Origin of the sequence: Sphaerisporangium aureirubrum (genome assembly GCF_042658925.1) — a bacterium.
Classification (GTDB): domain Bacteria; phylum Actinomycetota; class Actinomycetes; order Streptosporangiales; family Streptosporangiaceae; genus Sphaerisporangium; species Sphaerisporangium aureirubrum.
The window spans coordinates 1-15,377 of the sequence record NZ_JBHSRF010000002.1; the positions used below are offsets into that span (position 1 = coordinate 1).

At 72.7% G+C, this 15,377-nt stretch carries 10 protein-coding genes and 1 pseudogene; 1 reads left to right on the plus strand and 10 read right to left on the minus strand.

The window, feature by feature from the left end:
- The 5 genes and pseudogenes from ACFP1K_RS01510 to ACFP1K_RS01530 form a co-directional block, all read right to left on the minus strand.
- A pseudogene (locus tag ACFP1K_RS01510) lies at positions 1-403 on the minus strand (3-deoxy-7-phosphoheptulonate synthase); the annotation flags it as partial.
- 232 nt (positions 404-635) lie between these two features.
- Positions 636-1,442: a TIGR03084 family metal-binding protein gene (locus ACFP1K_RS01515; protein ID WP_380746259.1), complete on the minus strand. Its 807-nt coding sequence runs from the start codon at positions 1,440-1,442 to the stop codon at positions 636-638.
- A 223-nt stretch (positions 1,443-1,665) separates the two neighbouring features.
- Positions 1,666-2,733 carry a carboxymuconolactone decarboxylase family protein gene (locus tag ACFP1K_RS01520; protein WP_380746261.1) on the minus strand — a complete coding sequence of 356 codons (1,068 nt, stop codon included), beginning with the start codon at positions 2,731-2,733 and terminating at the stop codon, positions 1,666-1,668.
- A gap of 9 nt (positions 2,734-2,742) precedes the next feature.
- Entirely contained in the window at positions 2,743-4,398 is a 1,656-nt protein-coding gene (locus tag ACFP1K_RS01525) for a GMC family oxidoreductase N-terminal domain-containing protein (RefSeq protein ID WP_380746263.1), read from the minus strand.
- Positions 4,395-4,955 carry a DUF5987 family protein gene (locus ACFP1K_RS01530; RefSeq protein ID WP_380746265.1) on the minus strand — a complete coding sequence of 187 codons (561 nt, stop codon included), beginning with the start codon at positions 4,953-4,955 and terminating at the stop codon, positions 4,395-4,397. Before ACFP1K_RS01530 ends, ACFP1K_RS01525 begins: the two co-directional genes overlap by 4 nt.
- A gap of 372 nt (positions 4,956-5,327) precedes the next feature.
- On the opposite strand from ACFP1K_RS01530, the gene ACFP1K_RS01535 reads away from it, so the two are divergent.
- A complete protein-coding gene (locus ACFP1K_RS01535) occupies positions 5,328-6,095 on the plus strand; it encodes a helix-turn-helix transcriptional regulator (protein ID WP_380746267.1) in 768 nt (255 codons plus the stop codon).
- Between the two features lie 82 nt (positions 6,096-6,177).
- Here ACFP1K_RS01535 and ACFP1K_RS01540 read toward each other — a convergent pair whose 3' ends face one another.
- From ACFP1K_RS01540 to ACFP1K_RS01560, 5 genes are read right to left on the minus strand one after another with little or no spacing between them, the layout of a single operon-like run.
- The gene (locus ACFP1K_RS01540) at positions 6,178-7,608 is read right to left on the minus strand and encodes a cytochrome P450 (RefSeq protein WP_380746269.1); all 1,431 of its coding nucleotides are present in this window, start codon (positions 7,606-7,608) and stop codon (positions 6,178-6,180) included.
- Complete coding sequence (locus ACFP1K_RS01545; protein WP_380746271.1) at positions 7,605-8,144, minus strand: flavin reductase family protein; 540 nt, start codon at positions 8,142-8,144, stop codon at positions 7,605-7,607. The genes ACFP1K_RS01540 and ACFP1K_RS01545 overlap by 4 nt, the downstream gene beginning before the upstream one ends.
- A 31-nt stretch (positions 8,145-8,175) precedes the next feature.
- A complete protein-coding gene (locus ACFP1K_RS01550; RefSeq protein WP_380746273.1) occupies positions 8,176-8,616 on the minus strand; it encodes an acyl-CoA thioesterase in 441 nt (146 codons plus the stop codon).
- A gap of 3 nt (positions 8,617-8,619) precedes the next feature.
- Positions 8,620-14,394, minus strand: a complete 5,775-nt coding sequence (locus tag ACFP1K_RS01555; protein ID WP_380746275.1) for a type I polyketide synthase — start codon at positions 14,392-14,394, stop codon at positions 8,620-8,622.
- Entirely contained in the window at positions 14,391-15,374 is a 984-nt protein-coding gene (locus ACFP1K_RS01560) for an enediyne biosynthesis protein (protein WP_380746716.1), read from the minus strand. Before ACFP1K_RS01560 ends, ACFP1K_RS01555 begins: the two co-directional genes overlap by 4 nt.
- Positions 15,375-15,377: the final 3 nt, after the last annotated feature.

Consider the following 15,377-nt stretch of genomic DNA (forward strand, 5'->3'; position numbering starts at 1 on the left):
AGGTCCGGGGCTTGAACGCCCCGCCGCGCAGCAGCGTCGCGCCGGCGGCCTTGGCCATCAACGCCGCCGCCAGTGTCTGGTCCGGCGTCTCCACCGCACACGGACCCGCGATCAAGGTGACGGTGCGCGGGCCGATCGGCACCCCGCCCACCTCGACGACGGAACGATCCGGGTGGTGTTCGCGGCTGACGAGTTTGTACTTGGCGGAGATGCGGGTGACGCTGCCCACCCCGCGCATCGCGCCGAGGTTCAGCGTGGCGAACAGGTCGATGTCACCGACGAGCCCGATGACGATCCGGCTGACCCCACGGCTGACGAACGCCTCACCGCCCGCCAGCTCCACCATGGACACGACCGCCTGGATGTCCGCCGGCGTGGCGTCCGGAGCCATCACGATTACCATATTCTTTTCACCTTTTCTCGGCTGATCGGGGTGCGAGCGGTTTCCTACCACCAACTGTGCACGGCCCGAGGCCGCGGGACGAGGAATTACGGGGGCAGCAAAATGCCGACCCGTTACCGTTTCCTGCCAGCGGCCGGGTGGAAAGTCGCGGGAAAACCGCCCTGGACGGCGTACGGCCGGATCGCCGTCCAACGACGATCCGGCCGCAGAGAGGGAATTGCACCGGCGCAGGCTACGCGGCCGCCGCCGGGGTGAACTGGCCGGGCACCCGGCCGGCGCCGGCGGGGCCGCGGTAGCACTGGGCGATGTCGAGCCAGTGGTCGGCGTCGGCGCCGACGGCGGTGACCGCGAGGTCGTCGCGGTGGCGGCGGCGGGTGGCGAGCAGGCAGAAGTCGGTGGCGGGCCCGATGATCCGCTGGTCGGCGTTCTCGGGGCCGTACGCCCACAGCTCGCCGGCCGGCCCGGTGATCTCGAAGCGGAACTCGCCGGCGGGCGGGGTCTCGCCGCGCGAGAGGTAGCCGAAGTCCTTGGTGAGCACGGCGAAGATCACGAGGTGGGCGAGGCTGTCGCCGCGCTCCAGCTCGACGCCGAGGGCGTCGGCGATGTCCTGCCCGTGCGCGAACTGCTCCATGATGCCGGCGCAGGCCAGGATGATGGGCGGCAGCGGGTTGACCAGCCACGGCACGGTCTGGCCCTCCGGCACCGCGGCGAGCGCGGTGACCACGTCGCGCCGCTCGGCGCGCCAGCGCTCAAGCAGCGTCTCGGGCGAGTCGGAGGCGTAGTCCGCCAGCGCGGCGTTGACGGCGCCGTTGAAGTTCTTCTCGGCGCTCTTGGCCAGCGCGGTGAACGTCTCGGGCTCGGCCGCCGCGAGGCGCGCGAGCCGGTAGATGAAGGCCAGGTGGGCGATCTGGTCGTGGATCGTCCAGCCGGGCGCGGGGGTGGGCAGGCGCCACTGCTCGGGGGTCAGCCCGGACACCAGGCGGTCCAGCTGCTCGCCGTCCGCGGTCAGGTCCCTGAGCACTACGTCCAGGTCGGTCACGCGTCTGTCCTCTCACTGGGAATTCGGTCGGTACGAGGTGTCGGGCGCCCAGTGTCGTGTGGCGCGACCCGCGACGAACCGGAAAGCCGGCCACGGACCTGATTCGGTATGGACACCATGAATGCGGTCCCATCCAGAATGCATCGCGGCAAATCCCGGAGGCTACTTCGTGTGTGCTGTACGGGTTTGGCCGCGGAAAAGGGAAAACATTCACGAAAAGGCGTCAGGCGGAATGCGGCTCCCGTGCCGCGACGGCGCGCGTCCACGAGCCGACCTCGCGGGCCGCCGCCATGGCCGCCCACGACGTCAGCTCCACCAGTGCCCGGTCCTGCGGCGCGCCGGCGCGGAAGGCGTCGACGACGGCCGCGTCCACCTGGTAGGACGCCATCGCGGTGAGCAGCGCCAGCCGCCCGGCCGCCCGGTGCTCGGGCGGCAGGCCGGACACGGGGCCGTCGGCCCAGCCCCGGCCGAGGCCCGGCGGTCTGCCGTCCCAGGCGGCCAGCTCGGCGGCCACCAGTGCGCGGACCGGGGACGGCACCGAGCGGCGGCCGATCTCGTCGATGGCGTGCGCGGCCCTGGCGAAGGCGCCCGCGACGTGCGGCGCGCCGTCCGCGAAAGCCAGGTCCGCAGCGGGCGGCGCGGCCGGGAGTAGCTCGAGCGAGCGGCCCGGCACGGCGCCCCGGCGGGCCATCGGGCGCATGACCAGCCCGAACATCCGCAGGAGCCCGCCGCGAGCCCGTGCGGGCACCTGGGGCGGCAGCAGGGAGTCGCCGAGGAAGACGTTCACCATGCGGTTCAGGTAGTGGAAGGTGACCGCCACTCCGGCCAGTTCCGCGGCCTGCTCCGCCGGGACCGGCGGGTCGAGGGGCGCGGCGGAGTCCCGCGTGCCGAGGGACCAGGCCCACTCGTCGACGCCGAGGAGCGCGGGGTCGTCGGCCAGCTCGACCGCGCGGGCCGGGCCGAGCAGGCCGGACAGGGTGGCCTGGTGGACGTCGACGCAGTACGGGCAGGTGTTACCCGCGGAGACCGCGGTGGCCACGACCTCCTTGGCCGCGCGCCCGGCGCGGCCGCGCGCGAGCAGCGACTCGCGCAGCACGCACCAGGCCGCCGCGAGCGCCTCAGGTGCGGGCGAGTGCAGGAGCATGGGCGGGGCCAGCATGCCGAAGTCCTCGGCGACCTGCGCGTAGACCCGCGTGACGAGCTCGGGCGCGCCGCGCGGCCGTACCGGCGTGACGTACCGCACCTGGGACATGGTCCCGGGCAGGGTGAGCCTGGTGAGCATCTCGCCCATGACCGCCCCCTACTTCCGCGTCAGGACGGGCAGCAGGTCGGCCACGCCGCGGCGGCCGCTGGTGGAGCCGTCCGGAGCCGGGGCCCCGTAGGTGACGTTCACGCCGCGTTCCTGGGCGGCCCGGACGATGCCGGGGATGGCCCGCTCGGCGAGCGCGGAGATGGTCATCGCGGGGTTGACGGTGAGCGCGCCGGGCACGGCGGAGCCGTCGGTGACGAAGATGCCGGGGTGGCCGCGCACCTCGTGCCGGTCGTCCAGCGCGGAGGTGTGCGGGTCGTCGCCGATGCGGCAGGACGCCAGGGGGTGCACGGTGTACGCGCCGACCACGTCGTTGGTCCACGCGGCGACCTCGGCGAGCCCGTCGCGCTCCAGGATGTCCTTGCACTCGGCGTCGGCCAGTGCCCAGCCTCGCAGGGTGTTCGGGGTCGGGTCGTACCGCAGGCGGCCGACGCCGAGCATCTGCTGGGAGAGCCGGTCGGCGTTGCCGGTCGCGGGCGGCGGCCCGAAGACGCCCTCGTTGTCGTCCTCGGTCATCTGGAAGATGATCAGCCAGGACCGCCAGCGGGCGAGCATCTCCTTCTTGTCCACCCCGAACCAGCTCGGCTCGGTCGCGCCGGGCACCTGGGCGAGGATGGTGCCGAGGCCCGGCGGGAAGTAGAGCTGCTCCAGCGAGAAGCGCTCGTACTCCGGCAGCGACCCGTCCAGCCGGTCCCAGTTGGCCACGACGGGGCCCTTGCCGATCTGGTTGGCCTCGTACGCCATCCCGTTCCCGCGGTCCAGGCCGAGCACCTCGCGCACCTTGTCCTCGTTGAGGATGGCGGTGTTGAGGCGCTCGCCGTTGCCGGAGAAGTAGCGGCCGACGGCGTGCGGCATGGTGCCGAGCGCGGGCTCGCTGCGCTGCAGGATGACGGGCGTGGCGCCGGCGCCGGCCGCCAGCACGATGATCTTGGCGTCGATGGCGCCGCCCTCGGACCTGATCCGGTAGTCCTCGTCGTCGATGATGTCGTAGTGCACGCGGTAGGAGCCGTCATCGTTGCGCGCGATGTACTGCACCTCGTGCATGGGCCGGATCTGCGCGCCGTGCGCCAGCGCGGCCGGCAGGTAGGTGAACAGCAGCGACTTCTTGGCGTCGAAGCGGCACCCGGCCATCATCCAGTTGCAGTTGACGCACTGGGAGGTGTCGATGGCCGCGGGGACCGGGTTGGCGGTGCGGCCGGCGTGGCGGCACGCGGCGGCCCACAGCCCGCCCGCGTAGGGGACGTCGCTCCAGGTCTGCTGGGTGATCGGGATGGACTCGGCCACCCGGTCGTACCACGGGTCCAGGGTGTCGCGGCTGATCGCGGACGGCCACATGCGCCGCCCGATGCTGCCGTGGCGCTCGAACACGAAGCGCGGCGCGCGGGGCATCGCGGCGAAGTAGACGACGCTGCCGCCGCCCACGCAGTTGCCGCCGAGGATGCTCATGCCGTCGCCGACGGTGAAGTCGAACGCCCGGGTGTAGGACGAGCCGAGCTTGAAGTCCTGGTCGAAGTCCTCGCCGGTCAGCCAGGGACCGCGCTCCAGCACGACGACCTTGGCGCCGCCGGCCGCGAGGTGGTAGGCCGCGATGGCACCGCCGAAGCCGCTGCCGACCACGAGGACGTCGGTGCGTTCGATGCCGGTCATTTGGGGCTCCCTGAGGGGGTCGTGTCCGGATGCAGGTCGGCGAGTGCCCGGCCGTAGGAGAACTCCGGGAAGCGCCACAGGCCGTCCGCCCCGGGCTTCTCGAAGCCCATGGCCAGCAGGCCGGGATGCCCGGCGGCGAGCGCGTCGGCGGTGTGCATGTGCGCCGCCGAGTCGTACGCCATGTTGCTGAACAGCGCGAGGCTTACCCAAAGCTCCTTCTCGGGATGCCCGGGGGTGGTCAGCCTTCGCACAAGGTCGGTGCGCTGCGTGAAGTCCAGGGCGACGAACGACGGCACCGTCTCGTCCAGGGGGAGGCCGCGCTCGGCGGCGTGGGCCCGCGCGTGGGCGTCCAGCGCGGCGGCTAGGTCGCCGAGGGCCTCGGTGAGGCCGGTCGCGTCCCACTCCAGCAACTCGATGGCGCCCGCCTGGACGGCCCCGCCGCCGGTGGACGCGCCCGCGACGGCCCGGTCGTCCGGGGAACGCTTCTCGCCGGGGACGATCGTGTCCGCGAACGCCTCTAGCGTCATCGTCCGCAGCTCTACATCAGAGGTCCGCATAGGCCGTATTCCTCACGCGTGAAGCTCCGCTGGTGTCCCGTTCATCCTCGGGTCGCGGTCATGCCGGTGCATCTTCCGCGTTGCCCTCCGGGCCTTCACTGGGGTAACCGGTACTCGCCTATCCGGGTGTCGATTCCCGTAATGACCAAGCCCCCATTCAGGCGCGATGCGCCGCATATCAGCAGGCAGGGGGCGGATAGGGGTTGTCCATGACGGGCGGGGCGGCCAATTCTGATGGCATCGGCCCCGTGCTGTTGATGTGGCGTGTCGGGAGTGTTTCCCCGGATCTCACACCAAAGACGGGCGGGATTTCATTCATTTCCCCCCGTTGATCCAGCGGGCGTGTTTCACCTCCGATGCGCGGGAGGAGCGATGGAGAAGGAACTCGAACAGGCCGTCATGCGCGTCGTCAAAAGCATGCATGAGAACCTCAGCGAACAGCTCACCATCAACGACATGGCACGAACGGCGATGTTCAGCAAGTTCCACTTCTCGCGGGTGTTCCAGCGTGTCACGGGGCTTTCGCCCGGCCGCTTCCTGTCGGCGGTGCGGCTCCAGGAGGCCAAACGGCTTCTCGCCTCCACCTCCCTCACGGTCACCGACATCAGCCACAGAGTGGGCTATTCGAGCGTCGGCACGTTCAGCTCGCGGTTCACCAGCAGCGTCGGCGTCTCGCCGACCAAGTACCGCCAGCTGGAAGGGGTCATGCCGCAGCTGACGCTGAACGGCGCGCGGAACGGGGGGTGGAACGGCTTCACCTCGACGGTCCACGGCGACATCAGCTCGCCGCTGCCCGACCAGCCGGTGTTCGCCGGACTGTTCCCCGACCGCATCCTGGAGGGCCGCCCGGTGCGCTACACGATCCTGCACCGGCCGGGCCCCTATGTTCTGGAGGACGTGCCGCAGGGGGAATGGCATCTGATCGCGCAGTCGGTGGCCGCGGGACGGGAGGACGCGATGAACCACGCGCCGGGCGGCGACGAAGCCCTGTGCGTCGGCCGGCACGGGCCGATCACGATCCGCCCCGGCACGGTGACCCGCCCGGCGAACGTCCAGCTGCGCCCGATGCGACCGTTCGATCCCCCGGTGCTGCTGGCGCTGCGCGACATGCTGACCGTCGCGGTCCAGCCGGCGGGCTGACAAGGGGCCGGGCGATCGCGGGACTACGGACACGCCTGAACCGGGTCGCGGATATCCGCGACCCGGTGGCGTCGTTCCGGGGTCAGCCCGCCAGCCCCGCGACCCGCCGCCCGCGCGTGGACGAGGCGCCCTCGGCGGGGTGGACGGTCATCGGGAGCCCGCCGCGGATGCGCAGCGACAACATGGGCTCGGGGACCACCTTGTAGCCGGGCACCTTGGCCAGCCGCAGGTCGCGGGCGACCATGGCGATCACGAACGTGGCCTCCATCATCCCGAGGTGGTTGCCGACGCAGAAGCGCGGCCCCGCGCCGAACGGGATGTGCGCGTACCGGGGACGGTTCGCGGGCCGGTCCGGGTCGAACCTGTCGGGGTCGAACTCGTCGGGCGCGTCCCAGAAGGCCGGGTGCCGGTGCAGGGTGTAGGGGCTGATCAGGACGTCCGACCCGGCCGGCACGTGGTATCCGCCGATCTCGTCGTCGCCCTGGGCCTCGCGCGGCAGCATCCACACCGGCGGGTAGAGGCGCATGACCTCCTCGACCACCATCGCGGTGTACCGCAGCCGGTGCAGGTCCTCGTAGACCGGTAACCGGTCGCCGAGCACCTCCACCGCCTCCGCGTGCAGCCGCTCGCGCACCTCGGGGTGCCGGTCCAGCAGCGAGAACGTCCACGACAGCGTGCTGGCCGTCGTCTCGTGCCCGGCGAGCAGCAGCGTGACCAGCTCGTCGCGCATCCGCAGGCGTCCGACGCGCTGGTCGGCCTCCGCGCGGGTGGAGACGATGAGCCGGGACACCACGTCGTCGCCCTCGACACCGGTGCGCTCCAGCCGGTCGGCCGTCAGGTGGTCGACGACGCGCTGCAGCTCGGCGCGGGCCCGGCGGAAGCGCAGCTGCTTGGGCAGCGGCACCCACATCGGCACCATGCTGAGCGTCACCAGCTCGAACATCGCCTGGTCCTGCACGGCCTCGAACGAGTGCCCGATGGCGCCGAACTCGCCGAGGTCGGCGTCCAGCAGGGTGCGGCCGAGCACGCCGAGGCTGAGCCCGGTCATCTCGTTGACCACGTCGACGGGCCCGCCGCCCTGGTGGGCGCGCAGCCGGTCCACCAGCTTGGCGGCCTCGGCGGCGATGACCCCGGCCTGCTGGGAGATCCGCTTGCTCTGGAACACCGGCTGGATCATGCGGCGCTGCTTGCGCCACAGCTCGCCCTCGCTGGTCAGCAGCCCGTCACCGATGGCGCGCCGGGCCTGCACCAGGCCGACGCCCTTGTGGTAGTTGGCGGCGTTGTCGGCGAGCACGTGCTTGGCGTGGTCGGGGTGGTTGAAGAAGTACAGCTTCTTCGGCCCGATGGTGAGCCGGGCCGCGTCGCCGTACGACGCGGCCACCGACATCAGCCCGAGCCGGTCCCCCGCCAGTTTGCGGAACAGGGCGGGCCCGGCCCACAGGGGCGGCCCGGGGGGCACCTTGCGCCGGGCCTTCGCGGGCGCGGCGGCCGGCGGCTGTCCGGTGATCGTCATGGGATCACCTCGCTCCAGTCCGGCCCGACCTGCCGGAACCGGCCCTTGAACACCAGCAGCGCCTCCTGGTCGGTCTGCTGGTGCAGCGACAGCACCTTGCCGATGAAGATGGTGTGGTCGCCGCCGTCGTAGGTCCGCCACAGCTCGCACTCGAAGCTGGCCAGCGTGCCGGTCAGCAGCGGCACGCCGGTCGCGCCGCCGGGCAGCCAGTCGACGGCGTCGAACTGCGCCGCGCCGAGGGTGCGCCAGCGGTTGGCGAAGTGCATGGCCACCGGTTCCTGGTGCGCGGCGAGCACCGACACCCCGAACGAACCGGCCGCGGTCAGGCACTGGTGCATGACCGCGCCCCGGTCCACGCAGATCAGCACGAGCGGCGGATCCAGCGAGACCGAGGTGAACGAGTTGGCGGTCATGGCGTGCGGGTTGGGGCCGCCGGTGGTCACCACGGTGACGCCGGTGGCGAACGTCCCGAACGCCCGCCGCAGGGTCTTGACGTCCGTCACCTCGCGGAAGGGCACGGTGTCGCTGAGTTTCACACTTACCTCCTGGGCTTCGCCGGATCCGCGCCTACGCGGCGTACGGTTCCAAGGCCGTGACCAGGGACTCGGGAACCCTGGCGGGGACCGTACGGGTGTTGGGGCCGCGCATGCAGGCCACGCGCTGACGCCCGCGGGCGACGAGGGTCTCCCCGTCGCCCGGGTCCAGCCGCACGTAGTCGAAGCTGAACTCGACCTGGGTCTGTGCCAGGTCGAGCAGGCGCATCCTGATGGACAGCTCGTCGAACGCCGTGATCTCGGCGAAGAACTCGCAGTCGACCTTCAGGGTGAACAGCTTCAGGTCGTCCTGAAGCTCGTCGAGCACCTGCGGGGCGCGTTCCTTGAGGAACATCTCGCGGCAACGTCCCTGCCAGCGCAGGTAGTTGACGTAGTAGACGTTGCCCACGATGTTGGTCTCTTCGAATCCCACGGTGTGCTGGTACTCGAAGTAGTTGCTCGTGCCGCCGGCCATGAACTAGGACCGCCCTTCGGTGAGGAGTGCGAAGACCACCGGGTGCGGGGCGTCCCGCAGGGTCGTGACGAGCGTCGCGATCCGGGTGCCGCCCGCGGCGAGGACCGTCCACGCGTCCCGCCGGGCCGGGGTGAGGGTGAGCGGGACCGCCTCGTCGAGGCCCGCGGCCGAAAGGCACCGGACGGCGGCCAGCACGCGGGCGCCCGCGGTGTCCGGCCCCTCGCCGGCCTGCGCGGCGACCTGCTCCGCGAGCGCGGCGCGCTCCCCGAGCAGCCCGGCCCACTCGTCCGGGGTCCGCGCCGTCACGGGTGTGACGTCGCAGCCCACGGGGCCGTCGTCCGCCGCCACGGCGCACAGGGTGACGCCCGCGCCGTGCGACGCCGACACCGCCCGCCCGCCGTCGAGCGACGGCCGTCCGTCCGGCGCGAACCGGATGTCGGCCGGTCCGCCGAGCGCGCGGCCCGCGGCGACGGCCGTGCGGCCCTCGCCGGAGCCCTCGCCGGCGTGCGGTTCCACGGCGATCGCGACCCGGGTGCCGGTGAGGTCCTCCAGCGTGCGCTCCAGGTACGACCCGAGGAGCGGGGCGAGCCAGGGGCCGCGACCGTCCTTCTTGCGCACCGCCTGGAGCCGCAGGCCCTCCCACCGCTCCACGACCTCGCCCGCGTGGGTGCGCACCGCGATGTCGTAGAAGTAGGTGTCGCCCTCGCGGCTGCGCTCGGTGGCGCAGTACCGCAGCTCGCCCGCCGCCGCCAGGGCCGCGCCGCCGGGGTGCACCCGCTCGATCCCGACCGGGAGGAGCGTGGCGTCCGGCACGCAGACCTGGTTGCCGTGCATCAGCGCGTCCCGCATGCCGGGGTCGCCGAGCAGCAGCTCACCGGGCAGGTACCCGGCGAACCAGTCCGTGGCGTCCAGCGCGGCCACGTCGGCGTCGACGTGGCGGGCGGCGCCGCGGTGGTAGCGGCGCAGGCGGTGGAACCGCCCGCCCTGGAACAGCACGTCGCCGTACAGCTCGGTGGCCGGGTCCATCGGCACCGCCGGCAGCCCGTCCCCCGCCTGGTCGGGCGGGCCGTCGGGCGCGCCCTCCCCGGTGAGCGTGAGCGTGGCCCGGAAGTGGTCGACGTCGTACCCGGTCTCCGCGCTGCGGATGGCGACCGCCACCGTGTCGTCGTCGGTCACGGTGGCCGCGACGCGGATGGTGGTGCTGCCCGCCGGGGGCACGATGATCGGCCGCAGGAACTCGGCGCCCTCGATGACCGGCACGACGTCCCGGCCGGTGACCGCGGTGGCCGCCTGGGCCATGGCCTCCATGCCGAACACCGCGGGGAACAGCAGGTTGCCGTCCAGCAGGTGGTCGGCCAGGTAGAGGTCGGTCCCGGCGTTCATCTCGACCTCGGTGACGAGCTCCACGCCGTGGTAGCGGATCAGCGGCCTGTCCACGAACCGCCGCAGCGGCAGCGGGGGCAGGTCGTAGCGGACGGTGTCGATGCCCTCGGTGCGCCCGCTGATCACCACGACCGGCGGGGTCGCCGGGTCGGCGACCAGCCGCCGCATGATGGCGACGCCCTGCTCGGGCGAGATCGGGGTGACGCCCTTGCGGGCGAGCCCGTCGACCACCGACAGCCGTTCGCCCATGCCGACGTCCGACCAGACCGACCACTCCATGCAGATGACGCGGCAGCCGGGATTGCGCTCGCCGGTCTCGGCGGTGAGGTGGGCGAGCCATTCGTTGGCGGTGGCGTAGTGCGCCTCGCCGTGCAGCCCGGCCCGGCCGATGATGCTGCCGAACGTGACCAGCAGGCGCAGCGCACTCTGGTCGACCGCGCCGAGCACGTTGCGCAGGCCGTCGACCTTGGGGGCGAAGGTGCGCCGGAACGCGGCCATGTCCAGGCTGGTGAGCCCGGCGGGCTCGTTGCGCCCGGCGCCGTGCAGCACGGCGGTGACCGGCCCGAGGGCGGCCTCCACCTCGGCGACCGCGCGGCGCACCGCGGCGGCGTCGGTGACGTCGGCCCGCGCGTAGTGCACGGCGACGCCCGCGTCGGCCATCCGCCGCAGGTTGCCCGACAGTTCCGGGTCGCCCGCGGGGTCGGAGCGCCCGAGCACGGCCAGGGCGGCGCCGGTGTCGGCGGCCACGGCCAGCGCGCACTCGGCGGTGATGCCCTTGCCGCCGCCGGTGACCAGCAGCACGTCCCCGCCGCCGAGCGGCTGCACGACCTCGGGCGCCCGGACCGGCATGGCGCGCATGGTCGGCACCCGGCGCACACCCTCGGCGTCGTAGTGCACCTCGGCGTACCCGGTGGTCGCGGCGACCTCGGCCACCACGCGCGTCACCGCGTCGGCGGCGCCGGGCAGGTGGACGATGGTGACGCGCAGGTACGGCGCCTCCAGCGACAGCGTCTTGGCCAGCCCCGCCGCGCCGTGCCCGTGCTGGACCAGCACGAACCTCGTGCCCGGGGCACCGCCGATCGCCTTCTGCGCGCCGAGCAGCGCCTGCGCCAGGTGCTCCTCGGCGCAGTCCGGCGGCAGGCACACCAGCACGCCGGAGCCGAGGTTCTCCCGCTCCAGCGCCTCACGCAGCGCCTCGGCGTACGGGGAGTCCGCCGCGTACAGCTGCCAGCGGCCCTCCTCGCGGGGCGAGGTCCGCGCCGGGAGCCGCACCTCGTCCAGGTCGACGGTGAACGGCCGGGCCCAGGGAGCGGCGCCCGCCACCGTCGTGCTCGCCGACGCGCCCGACTGGGCGCCCTTGGCCAGCTCGTCCAGGGCCTCGCCGAGCTCGCGCAGGCTGGCGGTGGCCAGGTTGGTCGGCGCCTGCGCGGCGGGCACGCCGAGGCGCTGGGTGGCCTGGTCGATGATGTGCATGACGGTGACCGAGCTGAGGTGCAGCTCGTCCAGCGGCCTGCTGTCCTCGCGCACCATCTCCAGCGGGAGTTCGGCCCGCTCCGCCGCGAGGCGGCGCAGCAGGTCGACGCTCGACTCCCCCACCGGTTCCTCGCCGGACGGCGCGGCCGGGACGGAGACGGGGCTGACGGCCTCCGGAGCGGAGCGGGCACCGGCGGCGATCTTCACCTTCGGGGCCTGCTCGACCGGGCTGGCGAAGAACGAGAACTCGGTCCCCACCTTCAGCGGCCGGATCAGCCTGCCGTGGAACAGCTCCTCCAGCTCCACGGGGACGCCGGTGACGTACGCCGCCGCCGCGACCCGCAGCAGGCCGGCCAGCGACTCGTCGTCGGTGTCCAGCGCCACGGCGGGCACGTCGGACACCGAGGCGGCCAGCCCGCTCAGCACCCGGCCGGGCCCGACCTCGACGAACAGGTCGATGTCCTTGGCCGCGAGCTGCACCGCCTGGCTGAACAGCACCGGGTCGGTGATCTGGCGCCGCAGCAGCGCCGGGATGTCGGTGCCGGGGGTCAGCACCTGCCCGGTGACGGTGGAGACGACCCGCCGGTCGACCGGGTCGAACTCCTCCTCGAGCAGCGCCTGCCCGAACTCCTCGGCCGCCGGGGCGACCAGCGGCGAGTGGAAGGCGTGCGACACGGCCAGGGCCGTGCAGGTGAGCCCGGCCTCGGCGGCCCGGCGTCCCGCGGCCTCGACCGCGTCCACCGGCCCGGCGATCACGGTCTGGTCCGGGCCGTTGTACCCGGCGATCACGACGGGCAGGCCGATCAGCAGGTCGGCGACCACCTCGGGCGCCGCCCGGACCCCGGCCATGGTGCCCGAGTCGCTGTGCTCGGTCATGGCCCGGCCGCGCAGCGCGGCGACCCGCAGCAGCGTGGCCTCGTCCATGGCTCCGGCCCACTGCAGGGCCGACAGCTCGCCGAGGCTGTGGCCGAGCGCGACGTCCGCGTCGACCCCGAGGACGGACAGCGCCCGCAGTCCCGCCATGGACCCGGTGACGATGCGGGGCTGCGCCACCGCGGTCGCCACCATGTCTCCGGTGGACGGCAGCGCCGCCTCCTGGTAGATCTCCTCGACCTCGGCGAAGCGCCTGCGCAGCGCGCCGCCGCTGGTGCCGCGTCCCGACCCCTGGCCGGGGAACAGGTACCCGACCCGGCCGGGCTCGTCGGCGTGGCCGAGGAACGCGCGGCCGCCCGGCGTGAACAGGCGGGTCTCGCCCGCCTCCAGCGCCGCGAGCACCTTGGCGAGCTGCTGCTCGGCGTCCTGCGGGGAGGACACCACGACGGCGGCCCGGTACGGCAGGTCGCGCAGCTCGGACTGCAGCGTGGCCGCGAGGTCGGCGAGCTGGGCGTAGGACACGGTGGCGGCGAACGCGGCCAGCTCGGTGAGCCGTTCGCGCAGCGCCTGCGGGGACGCCGCGTCGGCGACCAGCAGCTCGGTGTCCTGGACCGCCCGCACCAGCTGCCTGGTGCGGGTGGACAGCGTGCGGCGGCGCGCGCCGCTCTTCTCCAGGACCACGTGGGTGTTGATGCCGCCGAAGCCCATCGCGGTGATGCCCGCCCGCACCGGCGCGCCGGACGGCCAGGGCTCGGCGTTGCGCAGCACGCGCAGCGCCGCGCCGTCCTCGGTGAGCACCTTGTGCGGCTCGACGCACCCGATGGCGGGCGGCAGCACCTGCTCGTGCACCGCCATGGCGGCCTTGATCAGCCCCGCCACCCCGGCCGCCGCCTTGGCGTGGCCGATCATTCCCTTGATGGAGGTGACCACGGCCGGACGGTCGGCCGGGCCGGCCGCGGCGCGGCTGCGGGACAGCGCGGTCAGCTCGGTGAGGTCGCCGACCGCGGTGCCGGTGCCGTGCCCCTCGAACAGCTCGACGGTGTCCATGCCGAATCCGGCGCGCTCGTAGGCGCGCCGGAGGGCGAGCTGGTAACCGCTGACCTCGGGGCGGGTGATGCCGCCCTTGCCGTCGGAGGAGATGCCGTACCCGGCGACGCTGGCGTAGATCCGGCGCCGCGACTCCACGGCGTCGGGCTCCCGCATCAGCACGACCATGCCGCAGCCTTCGCTCGGCCAGAAGCCGTTGGAGTTGCGGTCGTACAGCCGCATCTCGCTCCTGGCCAGGGCGCCGGTCTTGGCGAAGCCGACGATCTCGAACGGGTCGATGGACAGGTCCACCCCGCCCGCGATGGCCACGTCGAGGTCGCCGTCGATCAGCGCCTTGCAGGCGGTGGTGACCGACAGCAGCGACGAGGAGCACGCGCCGTCGACGGTGTAGCCGCCGCCGTTGAGGTCGAAGTGGTTGCAGATCCGGCCGGCGATGGTGTTGGACAGGCCGCCGGCCAGGGTGTCCTCGTCGATGGCCGGGAAGGGGGCCTTGTAGCCCGCCTCCAGGTCGGCGAGGAACGTGGACAGCCGGTCGTCGTCCCAGCCCTGCTCCTTGAGCGCCGCGCCGACCGTGCGCCGCACGTACGGCCAGCGCAGGCGCATCACGTTCGCCCGGGTGAACTCCCCGGTGAGCGTGTTGCCGACCACGACTCCGGTGCGTTCCCGGGGCATGCCCTCCGCCCCGGGAAAGCCCGCGTCCTCAAGGGCCCGCCCCGCCATGTCGAGGGCGAGCCAGTGGGTGAGGTCGGTCGAGCGGTAGGTGCTGCCGGCGATCTTGTAGCCGATCCGGTCGAACTCGTAGCCTTCGATGACGGCCGCGGTGCGCGCGTAGAAGCGGTCCGGGGCCCCCGGATCGGGATCCCAGTAGTCTTCCGACCGCATGCGCACGTCGGGCAGCCGTCGGAAGGCGCGCCGGCCTGCGAGAGCGTTCTCCCACAGCTCTTTCGGCGAGGCCGCGTCCGGGTAGCGGCACGCCATGCCGACGATCGCGATCCTGGTCATACCGCCGCGACCTCTTTCCCGGCGACCGCGGGGGCCTGGTCGACGGTGACCTGGGCGGCGCGCAGGGCCTGGGCCTCACGCTGCTCGCGGGCCTTGTTGGCGAGGTGGAGCCCCCAGAACCAGCAACCGCGGATGGCGCAGACGCCGGCGGTGGCGAAGAACAGGCCGTAGGGGATGTGCACCGCCATCAGCAAGCCGTACATCGCGGCGATGCCGCCGCCGAACAGCACCTGGTTCGCCGGCCGTGACGGGCTGGTGCCCGGGTCGGTGACCATGTAGTTGCTGAACAGCACGAACGCGACGCCGGTCATGGTGGCGAGGGCGCCGGAGATCGAGGTGTCGAACAGGATGCCACGGACGATCGACTGGAGGGCGAAGACGCCGACCCAGCCCATGATCAGTGGCATGCGTCCTGTCAGCTTGCCGTTCAGCATGGTGCCGCCGACGATGATCAGGCCGGGGATCAGCCAGTCCACCCAGCCGTCGGGGTGCTCGGTGAAGTGATACGGCGGCGCGATGCTCGCCCACGGGAGGATGAGCAGGATGATGGCGATGCCGAAGTTGGACGGGTTCATGAAGTGCCGCATCCGGCCCTTCACCGGGGCGCGCAGCACCCACTTGGCGCCGACCGCCACGACCACGCCGAACATCATCACGAGCACCTGGTCGTTGACGTAGATCAGCATGTTCATCGCGAGGCTGGTGATGTGCGCCGGGTAGAGGAACTCCATGAGCCCGCGTACGCCGTTGCCCGAGTAGCGCGGGGCGCGGCCCTCGACCCGGGCGCCGATCCACTCAAGACCGATCTCGGTGGAGTAACCGGTGGCCAGGGCGATGAACGGCCACAGCCAGGGCTGCTCGAACCCGAGGAAGATGTAGCCGATGGTGTTGAAGACGCTGATGGAGATCGCGAAGTTGCGCAGCGCGATGACGACCTTCGGGTCGTGCCGTGGCGGCGCGCTCGGCTTCTTGTCCGTCATCTC